Source organism: Faecalibacillus sp. TM498 (assembly GCF_020589955.1).
Lineage (GTDB): Bacteria > Bacillota_I > Bacilli_A > Erysipelotrichales > Coprobacillaceae > Faecalibacillus > Faecalibacillus intestinalis.
Genome location: NZ_JAJDKB010000010.1, coordinates 47,683 through 72,801, shown reverse-complemented (window position 1 = coordinate 72,801; position 25,119 = coordinate 47,683). Strand labels below are relative to the sequence as shown.

Genomic DNA, 25,119 nt, shown 5'->3' with positions numbered 1-25,119 from the left:
CAGGTGTTACCATCAAAGATGATGTTGCACGTGAATTAACTGAAAAAGGTTTATAAAAAAGGCGGAAGCCTTTTTTATTTTATGGTATACTTTTACAGGTGATTATTATGGAAGAATTTTCAAGAACAGAACTATTAATAAAAAAAGAAGGAATAGAGGCCTTACAAAACAGCACCGTTGCTATTTTTGGTGTTGGTGGTGTGGGTGGTTTTGTCGTTGAAGCACTGGCTCGAGCTGGTGTAGGGACACTTCATATCATTGATCATGATACGGTTTCTATTTCGAATCTTAACCGTCAAATTATTGCGACACATCAAACAATAGATCAAAAAAAAGTAGAAGTTATGAAAGAACGTATTTTATCTATTAATCCACATTGTCATGTTTTAACATATGATGATTTCTTTTTACCTGAAACAGTTGATCATTTTCCCTTTGATGAGTTTGATTATATTGTAGATGCTGTTGATACAGTAACAGCTAAAATTAAATTGGTAGAAATAGCACAAGAAAAAAAGATTAAAATTATTTCATCAATGGGGACAGGTAATAAGTTAGATCCAACAAAGTTGGAGGTAACTGATATTTATAAAACATCTATTTGTCCGCTTGCTAGAGTTATGAGAAGGGAACTTAAGAAAAGAAAAATACCAGCTTTAAAAGTTGTTTATTCTACAGAAAAGCCCATTGAAACAGATGCACCTGTAGATCTTGAGACACATAAAAAAACACCTGGTAGTATTTCTTTTGTACCAAGTTGTGCAGGTTTGATCATTGCAAGTGTTGTTGTAAGAGACTTACTACATATAAAGTAGAAAGAAGGTGAAATTCATGAAAAAAGTAACTTTTGCGATTTTAGCACATGTTGATGCTGGAAAAACAACATTATCTGAAGCAATGCTTTTTCATGCAGGTGTTATTAAAAAAATGGGAAGAGTTGATAAGGAAGATTCTTTTTTAGATTATGATATACAAGAAAGAAAAAGAGGTATTACTATTTTTTCAAAAGAGATCTCATTTATGTATCGAGAAAGTCAAATGACTTTTTTAGATACACCTGGGCATAATGATTTTAGTTGTGAAATGGAAAGAACGTTACAAGTGTTAGATTATGCTATTCTTGTTATTTCGGCTAAAGATGGTATACAAGCACACACAAAAACAATTTGGAAATTATTGCAAACTTATCAAATTCCTACTTTTATTTTTGTTAATAAGATGGATAGTACGTACTCAACCAAAGAGCAATTATTACAAAATATTCAAAAAGAATTAAATGAAAATTGTTTTGCAATTGATGAAAACTTTTATGAAAACATTTCTTTATTAAATGATGAATTATTAGAAAAGTATCTTAATCAACAAATGAAACAAGAAGATGTTCAAAAAGTTATTTCTTTAAGACAAATGTTTCCTGTATTCTTTGGTTCAGCGTTAAAAGATGAAGGTGTAGAAGAATTTATGGAAGCTTTAGATTTATATACTTGTCAAAAAGAAGCTTTAGATATTTTAAGTGGGATTGTTTTTAAAAAGACATTTCATAAACAAAAAAATTTAACGCATTTAAAAGTAACAGGTGGGACTTTGCATGTTAAAGATGTTATTAGTGAAAGTAAAGTAGATGAATTAAGAATTTATACAGGACAAGGCTATCAAAGTGTTCAAAGTGCTTCAACAGGTGATATAGTGGCTTGTTTGGGTTTAGATGAGTTACCTATTGGTTTTACATTTGGAAATCAAAAACAGACACAACAAAATATTTTAAAGCCTTTTATGTCTTATCAAATTTTACTTCCTGATGATATTGAAAAAAGTAAAGCTATTGAACAAATACTAAGTATTGGTAAAGAAGATCCAAGTTTACAATTTGAATATAATCAACGATTAGGAATTCTTTCAGTTAAAATTATGGGAGAAATTCAATTAGATACTTTACAAAATCTTATTTTGGAACGTTATGGATTTTTAATTCATTATGATGAAGGAAGAATTACTTATTTAGAAACGATTTTGGATAAAGTTGAAGGAGTAGGTCATTTTGAACCCTTACGTCACTATGCTGAAGTGCATATCTTATTAGAACCTTTAGAAAAGGGCAAAGGACTTGTGTTTGAAAATCAATGTCAAAGAAATACTTTACCGCTTAATTTTCAAAATCTTGTTTTAACACATATGCAAGAAATTCAACATCTTGGTGTTCTTACAGGATCGCCTATTACAGATATGAAATTGACTCTTGTTACAGGAAAATCCCATTTAAAACATACTGAAGGCGGAGATTTTAGAGAAGCAACCTATCGAGCAATTCGACAAGGCTTAAAAAAGGCAAAATCTCTTTTATTAGAACCTTATTATGAATTTGAGATGATTGTAGAAAATCATATTTCAAGTAAGATTATTTATGATTTAGATACATTTCATAGCGATTATCAAATAAGTTATGAACAGGATTTAACAATCATTAAAGGAAAAGCACCTGTTCGTTATTTAATGACTTATCAAAAGGATTTTCTTTCGCTTACAAAAGGTAATGGGAAGCTGTTCTATCAAATGGCTGGTTACTTTGAATGTCATGATCAAGAAAAAATTATTCAAGAAATTGGCTATAATAGTGAAGAAGATGCTTTATTTCCTACAGGTTCTATCTTTTGTAAACAGGGTGCAGGATTTTATGTCCCTTATGATGAAGTAGCAAATTATATGCATTTACCTTATGTATATCAAAAAAATAAACCACGTCCAGTTACAAAAAATTATAAAGTCGATGATAAAGAGTTAGAGGAAATATTTATTAGAACATATGGACCAATTAAAAGACGACTTTCTAAAGAAATGAATCGTAAAATAGAAAAACAGGTTGAAGAAAAAAAGACAATTTTACCAGAATGTTTATTAGTAGATGGATATAATATTATTTTTTCGTGGGATGAATTAAATGAACTTGCTAAAACAAATTTAGACCATGCTAGACATCGTTTAATAGATATTTTGAATAATTATCAAGGTTATCGAAAATGTTTGCTGATTGTTGTTTTTGATGCTTATAAAATTAAAAAGAATATTGGTTCAATTGAAAAAAATGATAATATTTATGTTGTTTATACAAAAGAAGCGCAAACTGCAGATAACTACATAGAGAAAGTAACACATGATTTATCACAAAAATATCGTGTTTATGTAGCTACTTCAGATGCTTTAGAACAAATTATTGTTTCTTCTAGAGGGGCTATGCGTATTTCTGCAAGAGAATTCGAATTATTGGTTAAAGAAACACATCTTCATGAAATTGAAGAATTTCAAAGAAAAAATAAACAAATGAAAAATTATTTATTAGAGGATTTAAAAAAGAATTAGCAGTCAAATGACTGCTAATTTTGTATATCATGATGTACATAGTAACTTTCATCATCAATGCCTAAAAATTGATAACCTTTTTCTTTATAATATTGGATGATAGAAGGAAGAGCAGCTACAGTTGTATCTTTAGCATCTGTATCATGTGCTAAAAGGACAATATTTTGATGTGTTTCACTTGTAGCTTGTTTAATGATTGTTGCAGTTGGGATATGATTGCCACTTGCATCTGTTGTATCACCATTCCAGTCATAATATTGATAACCTTGTTTAATGACTTCACGTGTTAATTGAGACATGATACCATGACAATAGTTTTTAGAAATACGATTAGAACTTCCTCCTGGAAAACGAATATAGTGGACTTGAATACCAATAAGTTGTTTAACCATTTGTTTTATTTTTTTAAGGTCCTTGAAATAAGCATCCTTAGAGGAATAAATATCTTGATATTCATGCAAATAACTATGCAAACCAATAGTATGTCCTTGTTTATAAGCTTCAATAATATATTGATTATATTCTTGATGACATCCTGTAACAAAAAAAGTTGCTTTAGCGTTGTATTTTTTTAATATTTTTAAAATGCGATCAGTATTTTGACTGGGACCATCATCAAACGTAAGATACACTATTTTTTTATTAGATTCTATATGTGTGCCAATTTCTATTTTTTTAACGACAGTTACTTTTCTTTTGAAAGTCGCTTGGTTATTGGAAAGATCATTTGCTTTATAATAAATTGTATAGTTTCCAATTTGATTGGGATTAAAATCATTGGTATCAATTGTTAAATTGTATTGATTAGAATTATCCTTAATAATAATTCCTTTTTTTAAATCGTAAGATTTCCCTTTTTCAATTTTTAAAGATTCAGATTCTTTAATAGTTGGTTTTTTTGTATCAATCACTTCTATTTTCAAATGATATGTTTTTCCTTTAAAAAAATAAGTCACTGTATAATGTCCTAAAGTTTGATTGTTTAAATCATTTGCATTATAAGTGACGTCATTAATAGAACCATTTTTAACTTTTTTAATATATTTTTTATAATAAAATGGACTATTGATTTCAATTGTTGGATGATCAATAAATATAATCTTTCTTTGAAAATAAAAGTAACCCAGTATACTCATTATTCCTATTAAACAACATAATAAAAGATGTCTTTTCATGGTTTCCCCTCATATCAAAGATATGTAAATAATTATAAATGTTGAACTAAAATTTTTGAAATTTCTTCAAAAATAATTTGATCTTCTTTAGAAAATCTACTAAATGATGTAGAATCTAAATCTAATACACCATATAATTGATTTCCTTTTATAAGTGGAATTACAATTTCACTGTTGCTTTCACTATCGCAGGCAATATGTCCTGCAAATTGATGAACATCTTCTACAATAACAGTTTTTCGAGTAGACGCTGCTTTACCACAAACTCCTTTATCTAGAGGAATATTAGTACAAGCAATCTTACCTTGGAACGGTCCTAAAATAAGTTCGTTATTTTTAAATAAGTAAAATCCAGCCCAAGAGATATCTTGAAAATTTTGCATAATAAAAGCAGATGTATTAGCTAGAATTGATATTTCTTCGTTATTGCATTCGATTAATCCAATATATTGTTGTTTTAATAAATTATTCATATTATACCTCACTTTATGCTATAGTATAAAATAGAAAAAGAGGTGAGGTCAAGAATGTTAGATATAAATAAAGCAAAAGATTGTTTTATGAACTATGTTCAACAGTTCGATTTAACAAATGACAAGATTCATTTAAAACTTATTCATACATTAGAAGTGGTACATACAACAGAATATTTATGTTTACATGAAAATATAACAGGAATTGAAAAAGATTTAGCGTATTTAATCGCCTTATTGCATGATATTGGACGTTTTGAACAAATAAAACGTTTTAATAGTTTTGATGATCGTAATGTTGATCATGCGACATTAGGAGTACAGGTTTTATTTGATGAAGGAATGATTCGTCAATTTATTGAAGATGATCAATATGATGAAGTGATTAGAAAAGCAATAGCATATCATTCTTTATATAAAGTACCAAAAGGGTTGGATTCTTTTTTATTGAAACAAGTTTTACTTATTCGAGATAGTGATAAACTTGATAATTTTCGAGTAAAAAATATAGAATCAATACAAACTTTGTTTAGTATTTCAGATGCTGACTTTTATAGTCAAAGAGTATCAAAAAATATTTTGAATGACATAGAAAATCATCGGTTAATTTTAAAAGAAAATCGTCATAATGAAGTGGATATGTGGGTTTCTTATTTTGCATTTGTGTTTGATTTGAATTTTAAATCCAGCTATCAATTCATTAAAGAAAATGATTATATCCACAGAAATATGGAACGATTAGAATTTAAAAAGGGACTCAAAGAAGATATGCTGTTTGTAGAAAAAGCATGTCAAAGTTATATTGAAGAAAAATGTATGTAAATAAAAAGGACATTTGTCCTTTTTATTTGTGTTTATTTCGTTTTCTTTGTAAGAATAAATAAGTATAATCAAATAATTCAAAATTCAATAAATAAATGACTTTTGAAAAAGTAACTAAAAACATTAAAGTAATGGCACCAATATAATCAATATTTCCTAATCCTAAAAATTGATGACCAACAATTAAAGAAATATATAAAACAATTTGCATTATATAGATTACAAAAATACGATAATGACTTAAGGGTGAATAAATATGTCTTAAACCACTATAATAACACCAACTTGTAAGTAAAACACAAATTGTTGAAAGCATTTCTTTTTCTAAACCTAAGACACGACCACCATTAACGATAATTGTTGAGCAAATAGCAATCATAAAGGCAAAAGGGAAGGCGTTTTTAAAGACTGTTTTTAAAAAATCACCAGACACTCTTTTAAAATTTGGTTCATAGGTCAAAAAGAAAGTCGGGATGCCTACACAACAAGCAGAAATGACAGTTAGTTGGATAGGTTTAAATGGATAACCATGTCCAAATAAGATCATTCCAATTGATAAAACAACTGAAAAGATTGTTTTAATTAAATACATTGATGCAGAAGCAGTAATATTATTAATAACACGTCTTCCTTCGTTAACGATATGCGGCATAGCATTAAAGTTATTTTTTAATAAAACAATATGTGAAGCGCTTTTAGCTGCATCACTTCCTGAGGCCATAGCAATTGAACAATCGGCAGCTTTTAAAGCAAGTACATCATTGACACCATCACCTGTCATAGCCACAGTATGATCGTTTTCTTGAAGTGTTGTCACCATTAATTTTTTTTGTTGTGGAGAAACACGCCCAAAAATCGTATATTTTTCTACGGCTTCTTGGATTTCTTCATCTGACAAAGAAGAAACATCAATATATTTTTCATAATCTAAAAGATGACAACGCCTAGCAATGGCAGAAACTGTAGAAGGATCATCTCCCGAAATGATTTTTATTTGCACATCTTGTTTTCTAAAATAATCTAAAGTTTCTTTAGCGTCTTTACGAATAACATCTGATAAAATAAGAAAACCAATACATTTTAAATCATCCACTAGTCTATTTTCATTAATGATTGTTGGTGTATAACCAACGCAAAGGACACGATAACCTCTGGATGTATAGAATTGAATTTTATCTTTTATTTTTTGATCAAGTTTAGAAAAAATAAATTGACTGGCACCTAAATAAATTGTACCAAAATCACAAAATGAAACGGCACTATATTTCCTTTGTGATGAAAAAGGAATGACAAAAAATGGTTGATAATTCTTTTCTTTAGAAAACCGTTGATGAAGTGCTTGTGATGTCATATTCGCATCTTCTAAACAATAATTTAAATTTTTGATAATTTTTACTAAATCAAAAGAATCATCTAGACAAATAACATCATCTACTTTAAGTTTTCCTTCAGTAAGTGTACCGGTCTTATCTAAGCAAATAGTATCAACACGGGCGAGTGTTTCGATACAAAAAAGATTTTGAACAAGGGTACTTTTTTTGGCTAGCCGAACAATACTTAAAGATAAAGCAATTGTAGTAAGTAAGACAAGACCAGAAGGAATCATTCCTAAAACAGCAGCTACAACTGAAACGACAGTATCACTAAATGGGTAATGTCCAATGAAAAATTCTTTACAAAATAGTAGAAATGCGATAGGGATAAGAATAATGGAAATAATTTTTAATATTTGATCAAGGGCTTGAGAAAGTTCTGATTTTTTACTATCAAACTCTTTAGCTTGAGTGGTCAATTTATGAATATAACTTTCTTTTCCAACGTGGGTAACTTTACAAATGGCACGCCCTGAAGTGACAAAACTTCCTGAAAGAAGGGAATCACCATTTACTTTTAAAATAGCATCACTTTCACCAGTAAGAAGGGATTCATTTGCTTCAACATGACCTTCTAATAGTGTACAGTCGACAGGTATTTGCATACCTGTATTTAAAATAATGAAATCATCTTGAACAATCTCTTCAACATTGATTTTAGTGAGTTGATTATCTCTTAATACTTCAATTTTCTGTTTTGTAAGTATGCTCAATTTATCAAGTGTTTTTTTAGCTTTTATCTCTTGATAAATACCTGTAAGGGTATTAAAAAAGACAACAGAAATAAAGAGAGTATTACGATAAGACCCAACAAAAATAATACATGCAAAGAGTATGATATTAATAAAATTGAAAAAGGTAAAAATATTGTTTATAATTATTTCTTGATATGTTTTTGTTGATTTACTTTCCACAAAATGAGTTTTCCCATCTTGGATTCTTTTTAAAACTTCGTTTTGAGATAAACCTTTAAATTCTTGATCAAATATTTTCATTTTCTATCACCTACATTCTATTTTAGAATACTTTTTGTCATTTGACAATCTTTAACAAAATAAGACAAGTAAATAATTGTATACAATTATACAAATTTGTGATATGATATTCCTAACACTATGATAAGGGGGCTTAAATATGAGTGAATTTATTGATTATGTATTTCAAAGAAGTACATCATTAAATAAAATTGACAATTCTTTATATTCTAAATACAACGTAAAAAATGGTTTAAGAAATGAAGATGGAACAGGTGTTCTTGTTGGACTTACAAAAATATCAGATGTTGTGGGATATAAAAAAGAAAATGATAAAAAGATTGATACAGAAGGGGAACTTTATTATAGGGGTGTTAAAGTTTCTGATTTTATAAAGGGACATGATCCAAAAAATCGTTTTCTTTTTGAAGAAGCTTGTTTTTTAATTCTTTTTGGATATTTACCTAATAAAGATGAATTAGATGCGTTTAAAAAAGAATTAGCTTCAAGATATGATTTACCTTTGAATTATTTACAAGCACGTATACTAGGATTTCCAATGCAAAATATGATGAATAAACTTCAACAAGAAGTTTTAATGCTTTACACATATGATGAAACACCTGATGATATTTCACCAGAAGCAACATTAAATAAGGGGTTAGATTTAATCGCTAAGATTCCCGAAATTGTTTGTTATGCTTATCGTTGTAAAGTACATTATTTTGATAGTGATAGTTTATTTATTCATCCTGTAAATACTGATTATTCGATTGCTGAAAATATTTTACAAATGTTAAGAATAGATCGTTCATTTACTAAAACAGAAGCCAGTGTTCTAGATATGTGTTTAGTATTACATGCTGATCATGGGGGAGGGAACAACTCTACATTTACAAATGTTGTTATGTCTTCAACAGGAACAGATATATATTCTTGTTTTGCAGGAGCGATTGGTTCTTTGAAGGGTCCTAAACATGGTGGGGCTAATCTAGCTGTAGCCAAACAAATGGAACTTGTTATTGATACTGTTGGTTTAAATGCAACTGATGAACAGATTAGACAAATTGTAAATGATATTTTAGATAAAAAATTTAATGATCAATCTGGTTTGATTTATGGTATAGGGCATGCTGTTTATACATTGAGTGATCCTCGTTGTCAAATTCTTTCTAAACAATGTAAGCAGCTAGCTATTGAAAAAGATAGATTAAAAGAATATGACTTATATCATCGTTTTGAAGAAATTGCGGTTGCTGAAATTGAAAAGAGAAAAGGTATTCATGTATGTGCTAATATTGATTTCTATAGCGGGCTCGTTTATGATATGCTAGGAATTCCTAAAGATCTTTATACCTTGATGTTTGTTATTGGACGTTCTGTTGGATGGGTTGCACATAATATTGAAAATAAACTTTATTCAGGAAGAATTATTCGTCCAGCAGGTAAATATGTTGGGGAAAAGAAAGAATATATTAAAATGGAAGATCGTTAAAGCATTGTTAAATCAATGCTTTTTTTATAAAAGAAAAGAGTTGCCAAGATGACAACTCTTATATATTTTGTTATTCTTCGATAACTTTGATCCAACCTTCAGGTGCTTCAATTGTACCCATTTGAATACCTGTTAAAGTTTCATAAAGTTTTTTAAGAACAGGTCCGATTTCATCCATTCCACTTGGGAAACAAATTTCTTTACCATGATCATTGATTTTACCTACTGGTGAGATAACAGCAGCAGTACCGCAAAGACCACATTCAGCGAAATCTTTTACTTCATCAAAATAAACTTCTCTTTCTTCAACTTCTAATCCTAAGTATTCTTTAGCAACATACATTAAAGAACGACGAGTGATAGAAGGTAAGATACTGTTTGATTTTGGAGTAACGATTTTATTATCTTTTGTTACGAAAATAAAGTTTGCTCCACCAGTTTCTTCTACTTTAGTTCTAGTAGCTGCATCTAAGTACATGTTTTCATCAAATCCTTGATTATGTGCATCAACGATTGCATGTAAACTCATTGCGTAGTTTAAACCAGCTTTGATATGTCCTGTACCGTGAGGTGCAGCACGATCGAAGTCTGATACACGAATTGTAATAGGTTTAACTCCTCCTTTGAAGTAAGGCCCTACAGGAGTTACGAATACTCTAAATTGATATTCGTTAGCTGGTTTAACACCAATAACTGGATTACTACCGAACATATATGGACGAATATATAAAGTAGCTCCTGAACCATAAGGTGGTACATAATCAATATTAGCTTTAACAACTTTTTCAATGGCTTCTACCCATTTATCTTCAGGGTAAACAGGCATTTCTAATCGTTTGCAAGAGTCAGCCATACGACTTGCATTTAAATCAGGTCTAAAGCAAACAACTTTCCCATCTTTTGTTCTATAAGCTTTTAACCCTTCAAAACATGTTTGTGCATATTGTAAAACACCTGCACATTCGCTAATAACAACTTTGTCATCAGCAGTAAGCACGCCTTCATCCCAAGCTCCATCTTTATAATTTGATACGAATCTTGCTTCTGTTGGCATATATCCAAAACCGATATTTGACCAATCAATATCTTTTTTTGACATTTTTAATACTTCCTTTCCTATATATATCTTTAGGCAAATTCTACGCCTCATTAGATGAAGTGTCAATAATAATTTATAACTTATTTTAATAAGAAATTATTAATTGTATTTTATTTATTAATAATATTGAATTGCAAATTTTCTAAAATTGAAATTGCTTTTGCCTGCATTGTTAAATCATTACTAGAAATACCTTTTACATCAATAAAGATAGGTGTTTCAGGTAGAGCGCTTTTAACAATTACAGCATTAGATAAAACACAAATATTAGAAACAACACCTACTAGAGTAATATTTTGGTAGTTTTTATCCTTTAAGTGATTTCCTAATTCAAGAGAACCAAAAGTTGTTTTTTCAATACAAATATCATATTCTTTTTTAGCAGTATTTACCTTGCCATATAGTTTCCAACCATCACTATTTTTAATGCAATGTTCAATTGGCAAATTCTTTCCTTCTTGAGTTTCTAAATAATTATTTTGATGTGTATCGAAAGTAAAAATAACATCATCTTTATTTTGATGATATTGATCAATTAAAGAAGCAAGATACTCATCCAAATCTTCAGCTTCTTTAAATCCCAAACTACCATTTACAAAATCTTTTTGATAGTCTACTACAATCAGTAATTTTTTCATAAAATTTCTCCAATCATTTTTATTTAATCTTATCATATATATTGACTTTGTAAATAAATATCATATAATATTCATATGAACATATATTCATATGAAAGGAGAAAAAATGGATAAAATCGTTAATAATGAAATTGTTGAACAAGTAAAGAAAGCAATGCCCGAGGAAGAATCTTTATATGATGTTGCTGAATTATTCAAAGTGTTTGGTGATTCAACAAGAATACGCATTATTTGTGCTTTATTTGATCATGAGATGTGTGTTTATGATTTAGCTGCTTGTTTAGATATGACTCAGTCAGCTATTTCTCATCAACTTAGAATTTTAAAAGCCAATAAATTAGTTAAAAATAGAAGAGATGGTAAAATGATGTACTATTCGTTAGATGATGAGCATGTAAAACTAATTTTTGAGGCTGGTTATAGTCATATCATGGAGGATAAATAATATGAAATATAAATATAAGGTTAATGGCCTTGATTGTGCTAATTGCACACAAAAATTAGAAGATGCTTTAAATAAAAAAGAAGAGATTAATGATTGTGTAATTTCTTTTGCAACAGGTATGATGACTTTTGAAAGTAATCAAGAAATTAATGATAATGAACTTCTTTCTTTTATACAATCCATTGAAGATGAAGTAACAATAGATAACCTCTCTACAAACAAAACACATCATCACAATGAATGTGGATGCGGACACCATCATGAACATTATCACGATGAATGTGGTTGTGGACACCATCATGAACATGAACATCATCACGATGAATGTGGATGCGGACATCATCATGAACATGTGGAAGATCATCGTGAATTGGCTAATTCAATCAAATTTAATATAGTTGGTTTGGATTGTGCAAACTGTGCAAGTAAAGTAGAAGCTGAGATAAAAAAACAATCTTACATTGAAGATGCGGTTGTTAATTTTTCTACTCAAAAGTTAATGGTTAAAGTAAAAAACGATGATTCTTTAATGGAAAAGTTACAAGCTGTTGTTGACTCTGTTGAAGAAGGAGTTGTTTTATCAAAGGAAGATAATCAAAAAATATATAGTAAACCAAAATTATTTGATTTAAAAGAAAATATGGAATTGGTTGAAGGTGTTATTATTTTTATAGGGGCACATTTCTTTGCAGGTGGTTTTGCTACTTTCTTATATTTGTTTGCTTATTTATTAATTGGTTATAAAGTCATTTTAAAAGCAATTAAAAATATTGGTAGAAAAGACTTTTTGGATGAAAATTTCTTGATGTGTTTAGCAACTTTTGGAGCGATTGCTTTAGGTGATTACAGTGAAGCAATTGCGGTTATGCTATTTTATGCTATTGGTGAAATTTTCCAAGGATATGCTGTTAATAAGACAAGATCATCTATTTCTTCTTTAATGGATATTAAAAGTGAGTATGCTACAATTGTAAAAGATGATCAAATGATTCAAGTAACTCCTGAAGAAGTACAAGTAGGAGATACAATTGTTGTTAAAGTTGGAGAAAAAGTACCGTTGGATGGTAAAGTTATTAAAGGAAACAGTATGTTAGATACCGCAAGTTTAACAGGTGAATCAGTTCCTAGAAGTGTTGAAGTAGGAGATGAGGTTTTATCAGGAGTTGTCAATTTAAATGATGTTATTTATATTGAAGTAACAAAACCTTATGCGGATAGTACAGTAAGTCGTATTATTGATCTTGTTGAAAATTCTGCAAGTAAAAAAGCTAAAATTGAAAAATTTATTACCCGTTTTGCAAAAGTTTATACACCAACTGTTGTGGGACTTGCTGTTTTATTATTAATTGTTCCGATGATTATTTTACCAAATCAAAATTTCTATGATTGGCTTTATCGTGCATGTACATTCTTAGTTGTTTCTTGTCCATGTGCACTTGTTATTTCAGTACCTTTAGGTTTATATGCTGGTATTGGTAAAGCGAGTGCTTTAGGTGTTTTAGTTAAGGGTGGAAACTATTTAGAATTATTAAAAGATATTGATACTGTTGTTTTTGATAAAACAGGAACACTTACTAAAGGTGAATTTGAAGTTGTTGAAATTTCAGATGATTATTTATTAGAAATTGGTGCATATGGTGAATATATGTCAAATCATCCAATTGCTAGAAGTATTGTTAAAGCTTATAATAAAGAAATCGATAGTACAAGAATAGAAGATTTTAAAGAAATCGCTGGAAAAGGTCTTTCTGTTGTTATTGATCAAAAACAATATGAATTAGGAAATGAAAAATATTTTCATGAATTAGGTATTGAAGTGAGTCAACCTCAATCTATTGGAACAATTGTTCATATAGCATGTCAAAAACAATATTTAGGACATATCGTTGTTGCAGATGTTATTAAAGAATCTACAATGCCAGGTATTCAAGACTTAAAGAAGGCACATGTTTCAAATACGGTTATGCTTACAGGAGATCATTCAACTGTTGCTCGTGATATTGCTTCTAAAATAGGAATTGATCAAGTATATAGTGATTTATTACCACAAGATAAAGTTACACAATTAGAAAAATTAATGGGTAATGATCATGTTGTAGCTTTTGTTGGTGATGGTATTAATGATGCGCCAGTTCTTGCTAGAAGTGATATTGGTATTGCGATGGGTGGCGTTGGTAGTGATGTAGCTATTGAAGCTGCAGATGTTGTTTTAATGAGTGACGATATTACATCAATTGCTAAAGCCATTCAAGTTTCTCATTATACAAACTTTATTTTAAAAGAAAATGTTACTTTTACGTTATTAATTAAAATTGGAGTTTTAGTTCTTACTTTGTTTGGACTTACAAATATGTGGATGGGTGTTTTTGCTGATGTAGGCGTTACTTTAATTGCTATTTGTAACTCAATGAGAATTTTGTATAAGAAGTCATAATTTTGACTTCTTTTTTTTATTTTGTCCATACTTAAAAGGGTGATTAAAATGAATTTGCTTGAATATTTTGTTTTGCCCTTAATTTCTTTGATTGTTTTGTTTTTACTAACGAAATTAATGGGCTATAGGCAAGTAACAGAGTTATCTTTATATGATTATATAATTGGAATTACAATTGGTTCTATTGCTGCTGAAATGGTTATGGGAAGTTTTAATGATATTTTAAAGCCGTTGATTGGAATGATTGTTTATGGTGTTTTTACTTGGGGTGTTTCTGTTTTAACAAAAAGGTATTTAAATTTTCGCTTTTTTGTTGAAGGGAAACCTGTTGTTTTATTTGAAAATGATAAGATATATTTAAAAAGTTTGGATAAAGCAAAAATTGATTTGAATGAATTGTTGATGAATTGTAGAATGAATGGTTATTTTGAGCTTAACGAGTTAGATAAAATTATTTTAGAAACAAATGGGAAATTTACTTTTTATCCTAAGACATTGTCAAGGCCTTTAAAATTAGGTGATCTACATCAAGAAGTTCAAAAAGAATTTATACCAACAATTCTTATTTTACAAGGAACAATTATTTATGAAAATTTAGAATTGATTCATCATAATCAAAAGTGGTTAGAACAAATTATGAAAGTTCATGGAATTAATCTTCAAGAAATTGTTATTTTGTATGTGGATGGACAACAAACAATACATTTTTATTTAAAAAACGAATTAAAAAGGGATTTTATTTAATCCCTTTTTTGCATATCATATATAATTTTTAAACCTTTAAATGTAAGATCTTTATCATAGGCATCAATCAAATTTGTTTCTTGATAGATCATTCTACCTAGACCACCTGTAGAAACGACTTTTAATGGTTCAGGATATTGGCTTTTAATTTCTTCAATCAGTTTCTCTGTTAAACCAATATAACCATAAACAACCCCTGATTGCATACCTTCAACAGTATTTTTACCAATAATATGTTGTGGTTTTTTTATTGCTACTTCAGGTAGTTGAGCAGCACGATTAGATAACATTTCAGCAGAAATACCAATACCAGGAGCAATTGCGCCACCCATAAATTCACCTTTTGAAGAAATAACATCGAATGTCGTAGCAGTGCCAAAATCAATTACTAAACAAGCACAATGGTGACTATAGTAGGCACCAACAGCATCAACAATACGATCACTTCCTAAAGATTTAGGATTATCATATTTTACAGAAATGCCTGTTTTAATTCCTGGACCAACAATAATAGGTTCTTTGTGGAAATATTTACGAATGGAATTTGTAAAAGAATACATGATTTTAGGAACGACACTAGAAATAATAACATCTTTTATATCTTCAACGGTTACATTATAGGCGCTTAAAAAAGCAAGAATCATAAAACCATATTCGTCTGATGTCCTTTGCAGTTTAGTCGTTAAACGATAATTGCCAATAAGCTGATCATCTTTAAAAAGTCCCATTGTAATATTTGTGTTTCCCATATCTACAACTACTAGCATCTTTATTCTCCTTTAACTTTCATTAATTTTTCTAAAATAATATGTGCTAGATCTTCTTTGCTCATTAAATCTAAATAATCAACAAAGTTTTTTGTAATTAAAGCAACTTTATTTGTATCAGTTTTAAACCCAGCACCATCTTCAAATAAATCATTAACAACTAATAAATCACAATTCTTCTTAAAAAACTTATTTTGAGCATTTTCAATAACATTTTCTGTTTCCATAGCAAACCCACAAATAGTTTGTTTTGTTTTATGTTTTCCGATATAAGATAAAATATCTTCGTTTTTTCCTAATTTTAAATAAAATTCGTCAGCTTTTTTCTTTATTTTTTGATCGCTATATTCTAAAGGACGATAGTCACCAACAGCAGCAGACATGATAACATAATCTTGAAAATCAAAATAACTTAATACTTGTTTAAACATACCTTGTGCACTTTGAATTTTGATTACATCTACTTCGTAAGGAGCTCTTTGAGATGATGGCCCACTAATCAATGTGACATGAGCTCCTAATTGACGAGCAACTTTTGCTAGTGCATAGCCCATTTTTCCACTTGAATGATTTGAAATAAATCTCACTGGATCAAGTGGCTCTTGAGTAGGACCAGCGGTAATAAGAACATACTTTCCAGCTAATGGATGAGGAGATGTCGCATATTCAATAGCATCAAGTAAATCTTCAATATCACTTAAATGTCCTCTTCCTTGATAACCACATGCGAGTTCACCAATTTCAGGTTCCACAATCTTAATATGATAAGATTTACAAATATCAAGATTTTTTTGAGTTGCAGTATTTTCATACATGTGTACATTCATTGCAGGGGCAATGATTTTTGGACATGTTGCTGCTAAAAAGGCGGAAGATAAAACATCGTCTGCTAAACCATGAGCAACTTTGGCAATAACATTTGCAGTTGCTGGAACAATAATAAAACAATCAGCATCCTTAACAATGTTAATGTGTTTAATTTGATAACCTGTTTCATCAAAATCATCAATTAAAACAGGTTTATGGATAAGTGCTCCAAAGGTAAGTGGTGTTACAAATTGAGCCGCATTTTTTGTCATAATAACTTCAATATTATAATTTTTCTTTTTTAAACGGGAAATAAGTTCACATGTTTTATATGCTGCAATACTTCCTGTTATACCAATAACAATTTTTTTCATAAAACCTCCAAGGGTGATTTTTACATCTATGCAACATTATAATATATTTTGAAATCCCATACAATGTATTTCATTCTTTTATTTTTTGGTTTTCATGATAAAATATCTTTAAAAGAAAAGAGGAGTGTTTATGAAGAAAATAGCTGTATTATGTAAAGATGGATTTGAAGAAATCGAAGCATTGACACCGGTTGATGTTTTAAGAAGAGCAAATGTTCATGTTGATTTAGTAGGGATGGATGATTTAAAGGTGACAAGTTCTCATCAAATTACAATTCAAATGGATTGCGTCTTTAATGATCAAATCAAAGAATATGATGGAATTGTTATTCCTGGTGGTTTACCTGGAGCAACAAATTTAAGAGATGATGCACGTGTTATTGAAATTGTTCAACAATTCAATCAGGAACATAAATTGATTGCTGCTATTTGTGCAGGACCAATTGTTTTAGCTAAAGCAGGTATTTTAAAAGATAAAATCTGTACTTGTTCTCCAGGTTTTGAAACACAACTTACCGGAGCTAATTATCAAGAAGCTATTGTTCAAAAAGATGATCATATTATTACAGGTAAAGGACCAGCGGCTGCCTTAGAATTTGGATATACTATTTTAGAAAGTTTAGGGTACGATTCATCAAACTTAAGACAAGGTATGCAATATGAATATCTTATGAACGTTGAAGCACATAAAGAATAAAATTGATAAATAGTAAAACGCTAATTTCGATAAGACCATTGATTTGAGAAAAGAAAATAATGAACATGGCAATGATTGAAAGACCGTAGGAAAACCATAAATAAATTTTGTGAGCTAAAATTGGCTCACTTTTTTGTTTATTTTTAATAAGATATGCTAAGAATAAAAGTGCAATGATAATGCAAGATAAAGGAATAAAAACATGTAAAGTTGAAAAGATTGGATAATTTTTATGATAGGGTAAAATTAATCCAATAAAAAAGAACAGAGAAAGAAAAATAATGAATTTTTTTAAAGAAGTTACTTTAAAAAAAGTTAAGCATAAAGAAAGAGTTAATAAAACACACCAACTGTAATAAAAAAAAGAAAATGACGTATTCATTAAACTTGTGTAGTTTTGATAAAGTGGATGATAAAAAAATAATAAGATGATTGAATAAATAAGTGTAATAATTTGCATAAAATTCCTCATTTCTAAAAAAATAAAAAGAAAAAACCTAAAAAATAACAATATATATAGTGAAGGAGGTAAAATAAATATGGAAAACAGTATATCACAAATTCATTTATTAAGTGTACACTTAAATGCTGAAAAAGACAGTGTTATTCGTAATTTAGAAGATATTCGGGCAGTCATGTCTGTTTCTTACAAAATTTGCGATAGTAATGCAATCAATTTAATGTTTCTAACGACTGTTAATGAAAAGGAACAATGTTTATTTCATCTAAAATGTGAGTATGCGTTTTTATGTCATGATTATCAAAATGAAAAAGAGATGATCATGTCAGCTGTGAGTGTTATTAGTCCAAAAGTAGAAGAAATTATAGCTTTGATGACATCACAAATGAAAAATAAAGCGAGCTAATTTCACATTTATCAAACCCTTTCATATAGTATAATGAGGTGGCATATGAAAGGGTTTATTGAAGTATATGATCAAAGAACACAATTTTTAAAAGATATTTTTTTAAGTCATGGTTATCAAATAAATGATAAACAAGCACAAAACCTTGATTTTTATGTTGTTAAAAATCAAAAGATAGATCATGACAATACGTTTTCTCTTAATAATATAAATACAAAATATATTATTAATAAAGATAAAGTTTTTAAACATTTAAATAATACTTTAACAGCAATGGGACTCTATTTAAAAATAATACAAGATAAAGCACATTATAATAATATACTTATTTTGGGCTATGGAGATTTAGCAAAACAGCTTGCAAATATTTTAAAAAGTAATTATGATATTACAATCTGTAATCGAAATAACAAGGATTTAGATGAAATAAAACAAATCTATCATCATTTGGATTTAAATGCTTTATCAGGAAAGTATGATTTAATTATTAATACGATTCCTGTTTGTAAAATCAATTATAAAAAATTAAAATATAAACAAATTTATGATTTGGCACAAACAGTTGAGGGTAAAGATTATCAATCACTAAGAAATATACCTAATTTGTATTTTCCATATGAATCGGCATTATTGATGTTTCAATATATTCACGGAGTGATGAGACATGTTTAATGGAATGAAAATAGGGGTTGGGATTACAGGCTCTTTTTGTTCGTTAAGTAATTGTTTGAGATTTTTAAAGGAACTAAAAAAATATCCTGTAGATATTTATGTTTTTATAAGTGATCAAGTGAATTCTTGTGATACACGGTTTTTTAAGGCGAATCAGTTAATCATAGAAGTTGAAAAAATTATTGAAAAGAAGGTTATTTGTTCAGTTGTTGAAGCAGAAATTTTTGGGCCACAAATACCCTTGGATTTAATGGTAGTTTATCCATGCAGTGCCAATACATTAGCTAAAATGGCACATGGAATCAATGATAATGCGGTGACAATGGCTGTTAAATCAACACTTAGAAATCAACACAATATCGTTCTTGGTTTATGTAGTAATGACTTACTTTCAACAAGCGGAATGAACATGATGAAGATTTTTAATACAAAGCATTTTTATTTGGTGCCAATGTATCAAGATGATGTAATCAAGAAACCAAATAGTTTGATTGCACGGCGAGATTTAATTATTCAAACGATGATCAATGCATTGGTTGATAAACAAATTCAACCTTTATTTTTAATGAAGAAAGAGTAAATGATACTTTTTCTTTTGTTAATAATTTGTTAGAATAATAGCAAAGTGAGTGTAAGAAGATATAATTAAGGAGGAAATAATGAAAAAAAGTATTATAAAATTGATGCCAATTGGTGGTCAAGCTGAAAACGGTAAAAGCATGTACTGCTTAGAAATAGATGATAATTGGTTTATTATTGATGCAGGTTATCGTTTTCCAGAAGTAGATAAATTAGGAGTGGACGTTATTATTCCTAATTTTGATTATTTAAAAGATAATAAAGATAAAATTAAAGCTATATTTATTACGCATGGTCATGATGATGTAATGGGAGCACTACCTTATTTATTACAAGAAGTGAATGTTCCTATTTATACAACAGATCTTACAGCTGATTTAATTGATCAATTATTACAAAGATATATGAGACATTCTCATGTTTCATATAAATATAAAATCAAAAGAGTAAATATGAATGCAACAATTAAAGTTGCTGGAGTTCAAGTGGACTTTTTCCCAATTACGCATTCTATTCCTGGAAGTGTAGGGTTAGCATTTTTAACAGATTATGGTTATATTGTCTATAGTAGTGAATTTATTATTGATTTTGGAGCACCTGAAAGATTTAGGTGTAATATTCAAAAGATGATGGAAATTGGTAAAAAAGGAGTTTTAGCTTTACTTTGTGAATCATCATATTCAAAAAATGATGGCTATACTTCTCCTAATCATAAGTTAACTGCTAAAATAGAAAGTATTTTTGAAGATGCTTCAGGACGTATTATTATTTCAAGTTATGCACAAAATGCTTTTAGAACTCAAGAAATTGCTCAACTAGCTAAAAAATATAATCGTAAGATTTGTTTCTATGGAAGAGATAAATATGATAATACCAATTCTTTAATGAGAATTGCTAAAAATAAGAAAAAACCAATCTTGGATATTCATCCAGCTTGTATTGGTGATAATAATGATATTCAAAAAAATAAAGATAATGATAAATTGGTTGTTTTATTAAGTGGTAGTCCTCGTCGTATCTATCATGATATTTTAGATATTATCGATGGAGGAGATGATAAGCTTAAATTACAAGATAGTGATACATTTATTGTAGCTTCACCTGTTTTACCAGGGACTGAAAAAATAGCTAATAGAGCAATCAATGAACTTTATAAAACTGATACACATATTCATGTTTTGAAAAACAAAGAATTGCAATCTATGCATGCAAGTGAAGAGGATATTAAAGTATTGATTCAAATTTTAAATCCAAAATATTTCGTACCAATCAAAGGAGAATATCAACATTTTATTGCTGCAAGTGATGTTGCTAAAAAAATGAATATAAATGATGATCATATTGCTATTGTTGATAATGGAGAAATGATTACTTTTAAAGATGGAAAATTGCAAAGTTATCGAGATTCTATTACAATTGAAGATGTGATGATTGATGGCCTTGGAATTGGTGATGTTGGTGTTAAAGTTATTGATGACCGAAATCAATTACAAAATGATGGTGTTGTTATTATTGGTATGACAATTGATGGTAAAACAAGAGAAATTGTTGCCAATACAGATGTACAAACAAGAGGTTTTATTTACTTAAAGGATTCAGAAAATGTTGTAAAAGGAATTATGAATATTGCTGAAACTGAGTTAGAGTCTTATAAAAACAAAACGGAAGAAGATATTAGAGATGTACGTCAAAATATTAAAGATAAAGTGAACAAATATATTATCAAAGAGACTGGCAAAAGACCTGTCATTTTACCAGTAATTATAGAATTATAAAAGCAAGGAATATCTTGCTTTTGTTTTGTTTTTTAAATATGATATGTAAAGAGGTGATATGATGGCTAAGACCGCAAGAAAAAGAAAAAGTAAGCAAGAACAAGTGAGTGAAGAATTAAAATTAAGAATTATTTGTTTATTTTTCATTTTTTTAGTAATTATTGCTGCTATGCAATTAGGAGTGATTGGAGACCACTTGAATTATGTTTTTATGTATGTATTTGGGAATTTAAATGGGATTATTTATCTTACTTGTATTCTTTTATTAGGATATATTGTTATTAAGGCGGATTTCCCTAAATTTAATGGTCCTAAGGCGGTAGGTCTTTATTTGCTCTTTATAGGTTTAACTTTATTTATTTCTGCTACGCCATCACTTACAGGGATAAAAGTCATACAGTCTTATTTTAATCAAGTTCCTTTAAATAGAGGAGGATTATTGGGGGCAGTTTTATATGGCTTTTTAAGTGCATTGTTTGATTATATGGGAGCAATCATTGCAGCGGTTTTTATTGTTGTAACAGGAATTATTTTATTAGGAAGTAAGTTTTATTTTGAACACAAAAAAGAAATTCAAAAAAGAGCAAAAAATAATTTTAATAAAACAAAAGATTCTTTAAAACAGCATTCAAATTATTTTGGAAATTTCTTTAAGAAAAAACAAAATAAGACAACTTTTTTTGATGATGCTATTTTCGAAGATGATGAAACCCCAACGACTATATTTGAAGAAATAGCGAAAGAAGATGTGACTTTGCCACAAGCTTTTACTTTTAATGATGAACATCAAGAAATAGAAATTGTTGATAAAGAGCCACCTATTCCATCGGTGGATGAAGAATTAGTTCAAAATGATCAATCACAAATTGAAGAACCAGTCATAGAGCATACAAATAAAAATTATCATTTACCACCGTTATCTCTTTTACATAATGTGGTTAATAAAAAACAAGGTGAAAATAAAAATCATGCTGTAGAAAGTGCTGAAAGATTAACAGCTGTTTTAAATGAATTTGGAGTTCATGCTTCTATTAATAATATTTCTATTGGTCCTTCAATTACAAAATATGAATTAAAATTAGAAACGGGGACAAGAGTCAATAAAATAATGTCTTTACAAGATGATATTAAATTAGCTTTAGCAGCTAAAGATATTCGTATTGAAGCGCCTATCCCTGGAAAACCAGCGGTTGGTGTTGAAATACCTAATTTAGTATCATCAATGGTTTCTTTTAAAGAGGTATTTAAAAACATTCCTGATAAATATAAAGGCAATAAACTTGTTGTTCCTTTAGGAAAGGATGTTAATGGTCAAGTCATTTATGCAGAGCTTAATAAAATGCCTCATTTACTTATTGCTGGAGCAACAGGTTCAGGTAAATCTGTATGTGTTAATACGATCATTAGCAGCATATTAATGCGTGCGAAACCGGATGAGGTCAAACTTATTTTAGTTGATCCTAAAAAGGTTGAGTTATCCAATTATAATGGGGTTCCTCATTTATTAGCACCGGTCGTTACTGATCCTAAAAAAGCAGCGGCCACTTTAAGAGAAACCGTTTCGGAAATGGAAAGACGCTATGATTTATTTGCAGGGGCAAATGTTAGAAAAATTGAAACGTATAATCAATATGTTGAAAAGAAAAATCAAGAAAATGATGCGGAACATCAATTAGAAAAACTTCCATATATTGTAGTAATTCTTGATGAAGTTGCAGATTTAATGATGGTAGCTAGTAAAGATGTTGAAGATTGTATTATGCGTATAGCTCAATTAGCACGTGCGGCTGGGATTCATTTAATTGTAGCTACACAAAGACCATCAACGGATATTATTACAGGTGTTATTAAGGCTAATATTCCATCAAGAATTGCTTTTGCTGTTTCTTCAAGTATTGATTCTAGAACGATTCTTGATTGTACAGGCGCAGAGAAACTTTTAGGAAAAGGAGATATGCTTTTTTTACCAATGGGATCGAATTCGCCGATTCGTGTGCAAGGAGCTTATGTTGATGATAGTGAAGTGGAAGCAATCACTTATTATACAACGAAACAACAAGAAGCCTCATATGATGAAAGATATACAAATGTAAAACCAATTTCTGCAGTAGCTGCTTCTAAAGAAGAACAAGAAGATGAAGAGTATGAAATGTGCAGAGCATTTGTTATTCAAGCACAAAAAGCGAGCACATCACTTTTACAAAGACAATTTAGAATAGGCTATAACAAAGCAGCCAGAATTATTGATCAATTAGAAGCGGATGGTATTATAGGTCCACAAATTGGATCTAAACCACGTGAAGTATATGTACGTGGCTATAATGAAGAAGAAATTTAAAAACGATATTTACCGTTTTTTATTATGTTAACTGTTTTCAAATGTTTTTTTAAATGCTACAATGATAGAGGAAAATTAAATGGAGGAAGAAGAACATGAAAAAATTATTCGCAAGTATTTTATGCTTAGGAATGATTTTTGGTGCTACTGGATGTACAAGTGGTGGCGATGATACTTATGAAATCGCAATGATCACTGACTCTGGATCAGTTACTGATAAATCATTCAATCAATCTGCTTATGAAGGTGTAAAAGAATTTGGTGAAAAAAATGATATTTCATATAAATATTATGCACCAAAAGATACTGATCAAGCTGGATTATTATCTACAATTGATGATGCTGTAGATAATGGAGCAAAAGTTGTTGTAACTCCAGGATTCAACTTCTCTGGGGCTTTATACCAAGCTCAAGAAAAATATCCTGATGTTAAATTCGTTACTATCGACTTTGAACCACAAAAAGATGGTAGTGGAGAAACAAAAGTTGGAGATAATACAGTAAGCTATTTATTCTCTGAACAAGAATCTGGATATGTTGCTGGATATGCTGCTGTTAAAGAAGGATATACTAAATTAGGTTTCATGGGTGGTATGGCTTTACCAGCTGTAGAAAACTATGGTGTTGGTTACCTTCAAGGTGCTAGTGATGCTGCTAAAGAAATGAATGTTAATGTTGATGTTAACTATACATATACTGGTACATTCTCTGAATCACCAGATATCAAATCTAAAGCTTCATCATGGTATGCAGGTGGAACTGAAGTCATCTTCTCATGTGGTGGACAAATTTGTAACTCAATTTTCGCTGCTGGACAAGAAGCTGGTAAATACACTATTGGTGTAGATACTGACCAAAGTGGTGATTCTGATACTGTTATTACATCTGCATTAAAAGATGTAAAAGGTGCCACTATTGAAGCATTAAATGCTTATAAGAAAGATAAATTCCAAGGTGGAAAAACAGTTACTTTGAAAAATACAGGTGGTATTGTTTATCCAGGATTATTAAAGAACTTTTCTAAAGAAGATCATGATGCTGTTGATAAAAAAATCAAAGATGGTTCTTTAGAATTAAAATCATCTGCTGATGTTGATGAAAAAACTGGAGATCCTTCAGGAATTTCATTTGATAATTTAACAGTTAATTTTGAATAAGATAAATTGGGGATGTTACGAAATAATTTAAAATCGTAACATCTTTTTTGTTATAATTTCA

General features: G+C 29.4%; 21 protein-coding genes. 14 read left to right on the top strand and 7 right to left on the bottom strand.

The genetic code is table 11. The features are described from left to right. The first annotated feature begins 107 nt into the window (after positions 1 to 107). Together LJD32_RS04985 and LJD32_RS04980 are read left to right on the top strand one after the other, a co-directional pair. Positions 108 to 815 carry a ThiF family adenylyltransferase gene (locus LJD32_RS04985; protein WP_227392416.1) on the top strand — a complete coding sequence of 236 codons (708 nt, stop codon included), beginning with the start codon at positions 108 to 110 and terminating at the stop codon, positions 813 to 815. 16 nt (positions 816 to 831) lie between these two features. Beyond that, on the top strand, positions 832 to 3,354 hold the full coding sequence (locus tag LJD32_RS04980; protein ID WP_227392415.1) for an NYN domain-containing protein: 2,523 nt from the start codon (positions 832 to 834) through the stop codon (positions 3,352 to 3,354). A gap of 14 nt (positions 3,355 to 3,368) precedes the next feature. On the opposite strand, the gene LJD32_RS04975 is transcribed toward LJD32_RS04980, so the two are convergent. Together LJD32_RS04975 and LJD32_RS04970 are read right to left on the bottom strand one after the other, a co-directional pair. Further along, the gene (locus LJD32_RS04975; protein ID WP_227392414.1) at positions 3,369 to 4,529 is read right to left on the bottom strand and encodes a polysaccharide deacetylase; all 1,161 of its coding nucleotides are present in this window, start codon (positions 4,527 to 4,529) and stop codon (positions 3,369 to 3,371) included. A 32-nt stretch (positions 4,530 to 4,561) separates the two neighbouring features. Continuing rightward, entirely contained in the window at positions 4,562 to 5,002 is a 441-nt protein-coding gene (locus tag LJD32_RS04970) for a GAF domain-containing protein (RefSeq protein WP_227392413.1), read from the bottom strand. Positions 5,003 to 5,056: 54 nt separating this feature from the next. Here LJD32_RS04970 and LJD32_RS04965 point away from each other — a divergent pair, with 54 nt between their 5' ends. Further along, positions 5,057 to 5,824, top strand: coding sequence for an HD domain-containing protein (locus LJD32_RS04965; RefSeq protein WP_227392412.1), 768 nt, complete (start codon positions 5,057 to 5,059; stop codon positions 5,822 to 5,824). A 22-nt stretch (positions 5,825 to 5,846) separates the two neighbouring features. Here LJD32_RS04965 and LJD32_RS04960 read toward each other — a convergent pair whose 3' ends face one another. Beyond that, entirely contained in the window at positions 5,847 to 8,192 is a 2,346-nt protein-coding gene (locus LJD32_RS04960) for an HAD-IC family P-type ATPase (protein WP_227392411.1), read from the bottom strand. A 139-nt stretch (positions 8,193 to 8,331) separates the two neighbouring features. Here LJD32_RS04960 and LJD32_RS04955 point away from each other — a divergent pair, with 139 nt between their 5' ends. Beyond that, a complete protein-coding gene (locus LJD32_RS04955; RefSeq protein ID WP_227392410.1) occupies positions 8,332 to 9,666 on the top strand; it encodes a citrate synthase in 1,335 nt (444 codons plus the stop codon). Positions 9,667 to 9,736: 70 nt separating this feature from the next. Here the strand turns inward: LJD32_RS04955 and LJD32_RS04950 are convergent, their stop codons facing one another. Further along, positions 9,737 to 10,765, bottom strand: coding sequence for a branched-chain amino acid aminotransferase (locus LJD32_RS04950; protein WP_119363350.1), 1,029 nt, complete (start codon positions 10,763 to 10,765; stop codon positions 9,737 to 9,739). Positions 10,766 to 10,875: 110 nt separating this feature from the next. After that, complete coding sequence (locus LJD32_RS04945) at positions 10,876 to 11,403, bottom strand: cysteine hydrolase family protein (protein ID WP_147580275.1); 528 nt, start codon at positions 11,401 to 11,403, stop codon at positions 10,876 to 10,878. 106 nt (positions 11,404 to 11,509) lie between these two features. Here LJD32_RS04945 and LJD32_RS04940 point away from each other — a divergent pair, with 106 nt between their 5' ends. The 3 genes from LJD32_RS04940 to LJD32_RS04930 are packed head-to-tail and all read left to right on the top strand — an operon-like array spanning position 11,510 to position 15,026. Continuing rightward, the gene (locus LJD32_RS04940; protein WP_022001299.1) at positions 11,510 to 11,848 is read left to right on the top strand and encodes an ArsR/SmtB family transcription factor; all 339 of its coding nucleotides are present in this window, start codon (positions 11,510 to 11,512) and stop codon (positions 11,846 to 11,848) included. Between the two features lies 1 nt (position 11,849). Next, positions 11,850 to 14,282 carry a heavy metal translocating P-type ATPase gene (locus LJD32_RS04935; RefSeq protein WP_227392409.1) on the top strand — a complete coding sequence of 811 codons (2,433 nt, stop codon included), beginning with the start codon at positions 11,850 to 11,852 and terminating at the stop codon, positions 14,280 to 14,282. A gap of 48 nt (positions 14,283 to 14,330) precedes the next feature. Further along, entirely contained in the window at positions 14,331 to 15,026 is a 696-nt protein-coding gene (locus LJD32_RS04930) for a DUF421 domain-containing protein (protein ID WP_032090026.1), read from the top strand. Here the strand turns inward: LJD32_RS04930 and LJD32_RS04925 are convergent. Continuing rightward, positions 15,023 to 15,793 (bottom strand): type III pantothenate kinase, encoded by a 771-nt coding sequence (locus LJD32_RS04925; RefSeq protein ID WP_032090027.1) that lies wholly within the window; start codon positions 15,791 to 15,793, stop codon positions 15,023 to 15,025. The two genes, LJD32_RS04930 and LJD32_RS04925, sit on opposite strands and share 4 nt — an antisense overlap. A gap of 2 nt (positions 15,794 to 15,795) precedes the next feature. Next, positions 15,796 to 16,974, bottom strand: coding sequence for a bifunctional phosphopantothenoylcysteine decarboxylase/phosphopantothenate--cysteine ligase CoaBC (gene coaBC / locus LJD32_RS04920; protein WP_227392408.1), 1,179 nt, complete (start codon positions 16,972 to 16,974; stop codon positions 15,796 to 15,798). Positions 16,975 to 17,104: 130 nt separating this feature from the next. Between coaBC and LJD32_RS04915 the strand changes: the two genes are divergently transcribed. The 7 genes from LJD32_RS04915 (at position 17,105) to LJD32_RS04885 (ending at position 25,058) form a co-directional block, all read left to right on the top strand. After that, positions 17,105 to 17,671: a DJ-1 family glyoxalase III gene (locus LJD32_RS04915; RefSeq protein ID WP_032090029.1), complete on the top strand. Its 567-nt coding sequence runs from the start codon at positions 17,105 to 17,107 to the stop codon at positions 17,669 to 17,671. Between the two features lie 539 nt (positions 17,672 to 18,210). Further along, entirely contained in the window at positions 18,211 to 18,537 is a 327-nt protein-coding gene (locus tag LJD32_RS04910; RefSeq protein WP_117574681.1) for a hypothetical protein, read from the top strand. Between the two features lie 45 nt (positions 18,538 to 18,582). Then, a complete protein-coding gene (locus tag LJD32_RS04905; RefSeq protein WP_032090032.1) occupies positions 18,583 to 19,209 on the top strand; it encodes a hypothetical protein in 627 nt (208 codons plus the stop codon). Beyond that, a complete protein-coding gene (locus LJD32_RS04900) occupies positions 19,202 to 19,789 on the top strand; it encodes a dipicolinate synthase subunit B (protein ID WP_022001290.1) in 588 nt (195 codons plus the stop codon). Before LJD32_RS04905 ends, LJD32_RS04900 begins: the two co-directional genes overlap by 8 nt. Positions 19,790 to 19,868: 79 nt before the next feature. Continuing rightward, positions 19,869 to 21,563, top strand: coding sequence for a ribonuclease J (locus LJD32_RS04895; RefSeq protein WP_227392407.1), 1,695 nt, complete (start codon positions 19,869 to 19,871; stop codon positions 21,561 to 21,563). A gap of 61 nt (positions 21,564 to 21,624) precedes the next feature. Next, on the top strand, positions 21,625 to 23,901 hold the full coding sequence (locus tag LJD32_RS04890) for a DNA translocase FtsK (protein ID WP_412296650.1): 2,277 nt from the start codon (positions 21,625 to 21,627) through the stop codon (positions 23,899 to 23,901). Between the two features lie 95 nt (positions 23,902 to 23,996). Further along, on the top strand, positions 23,997 to 25,058 hold the full coding sequence (locus tag LJD32_RS04885; protein WP_032090035.1) for a BMP family lipoprotein: 1,062 nt from the start codon (positions 23,997 to 23,999) through the stop codon (positions 25,056 to 25,058). Positions 25,059 to 25,119 lie beyond the last annotated feature (61 nt).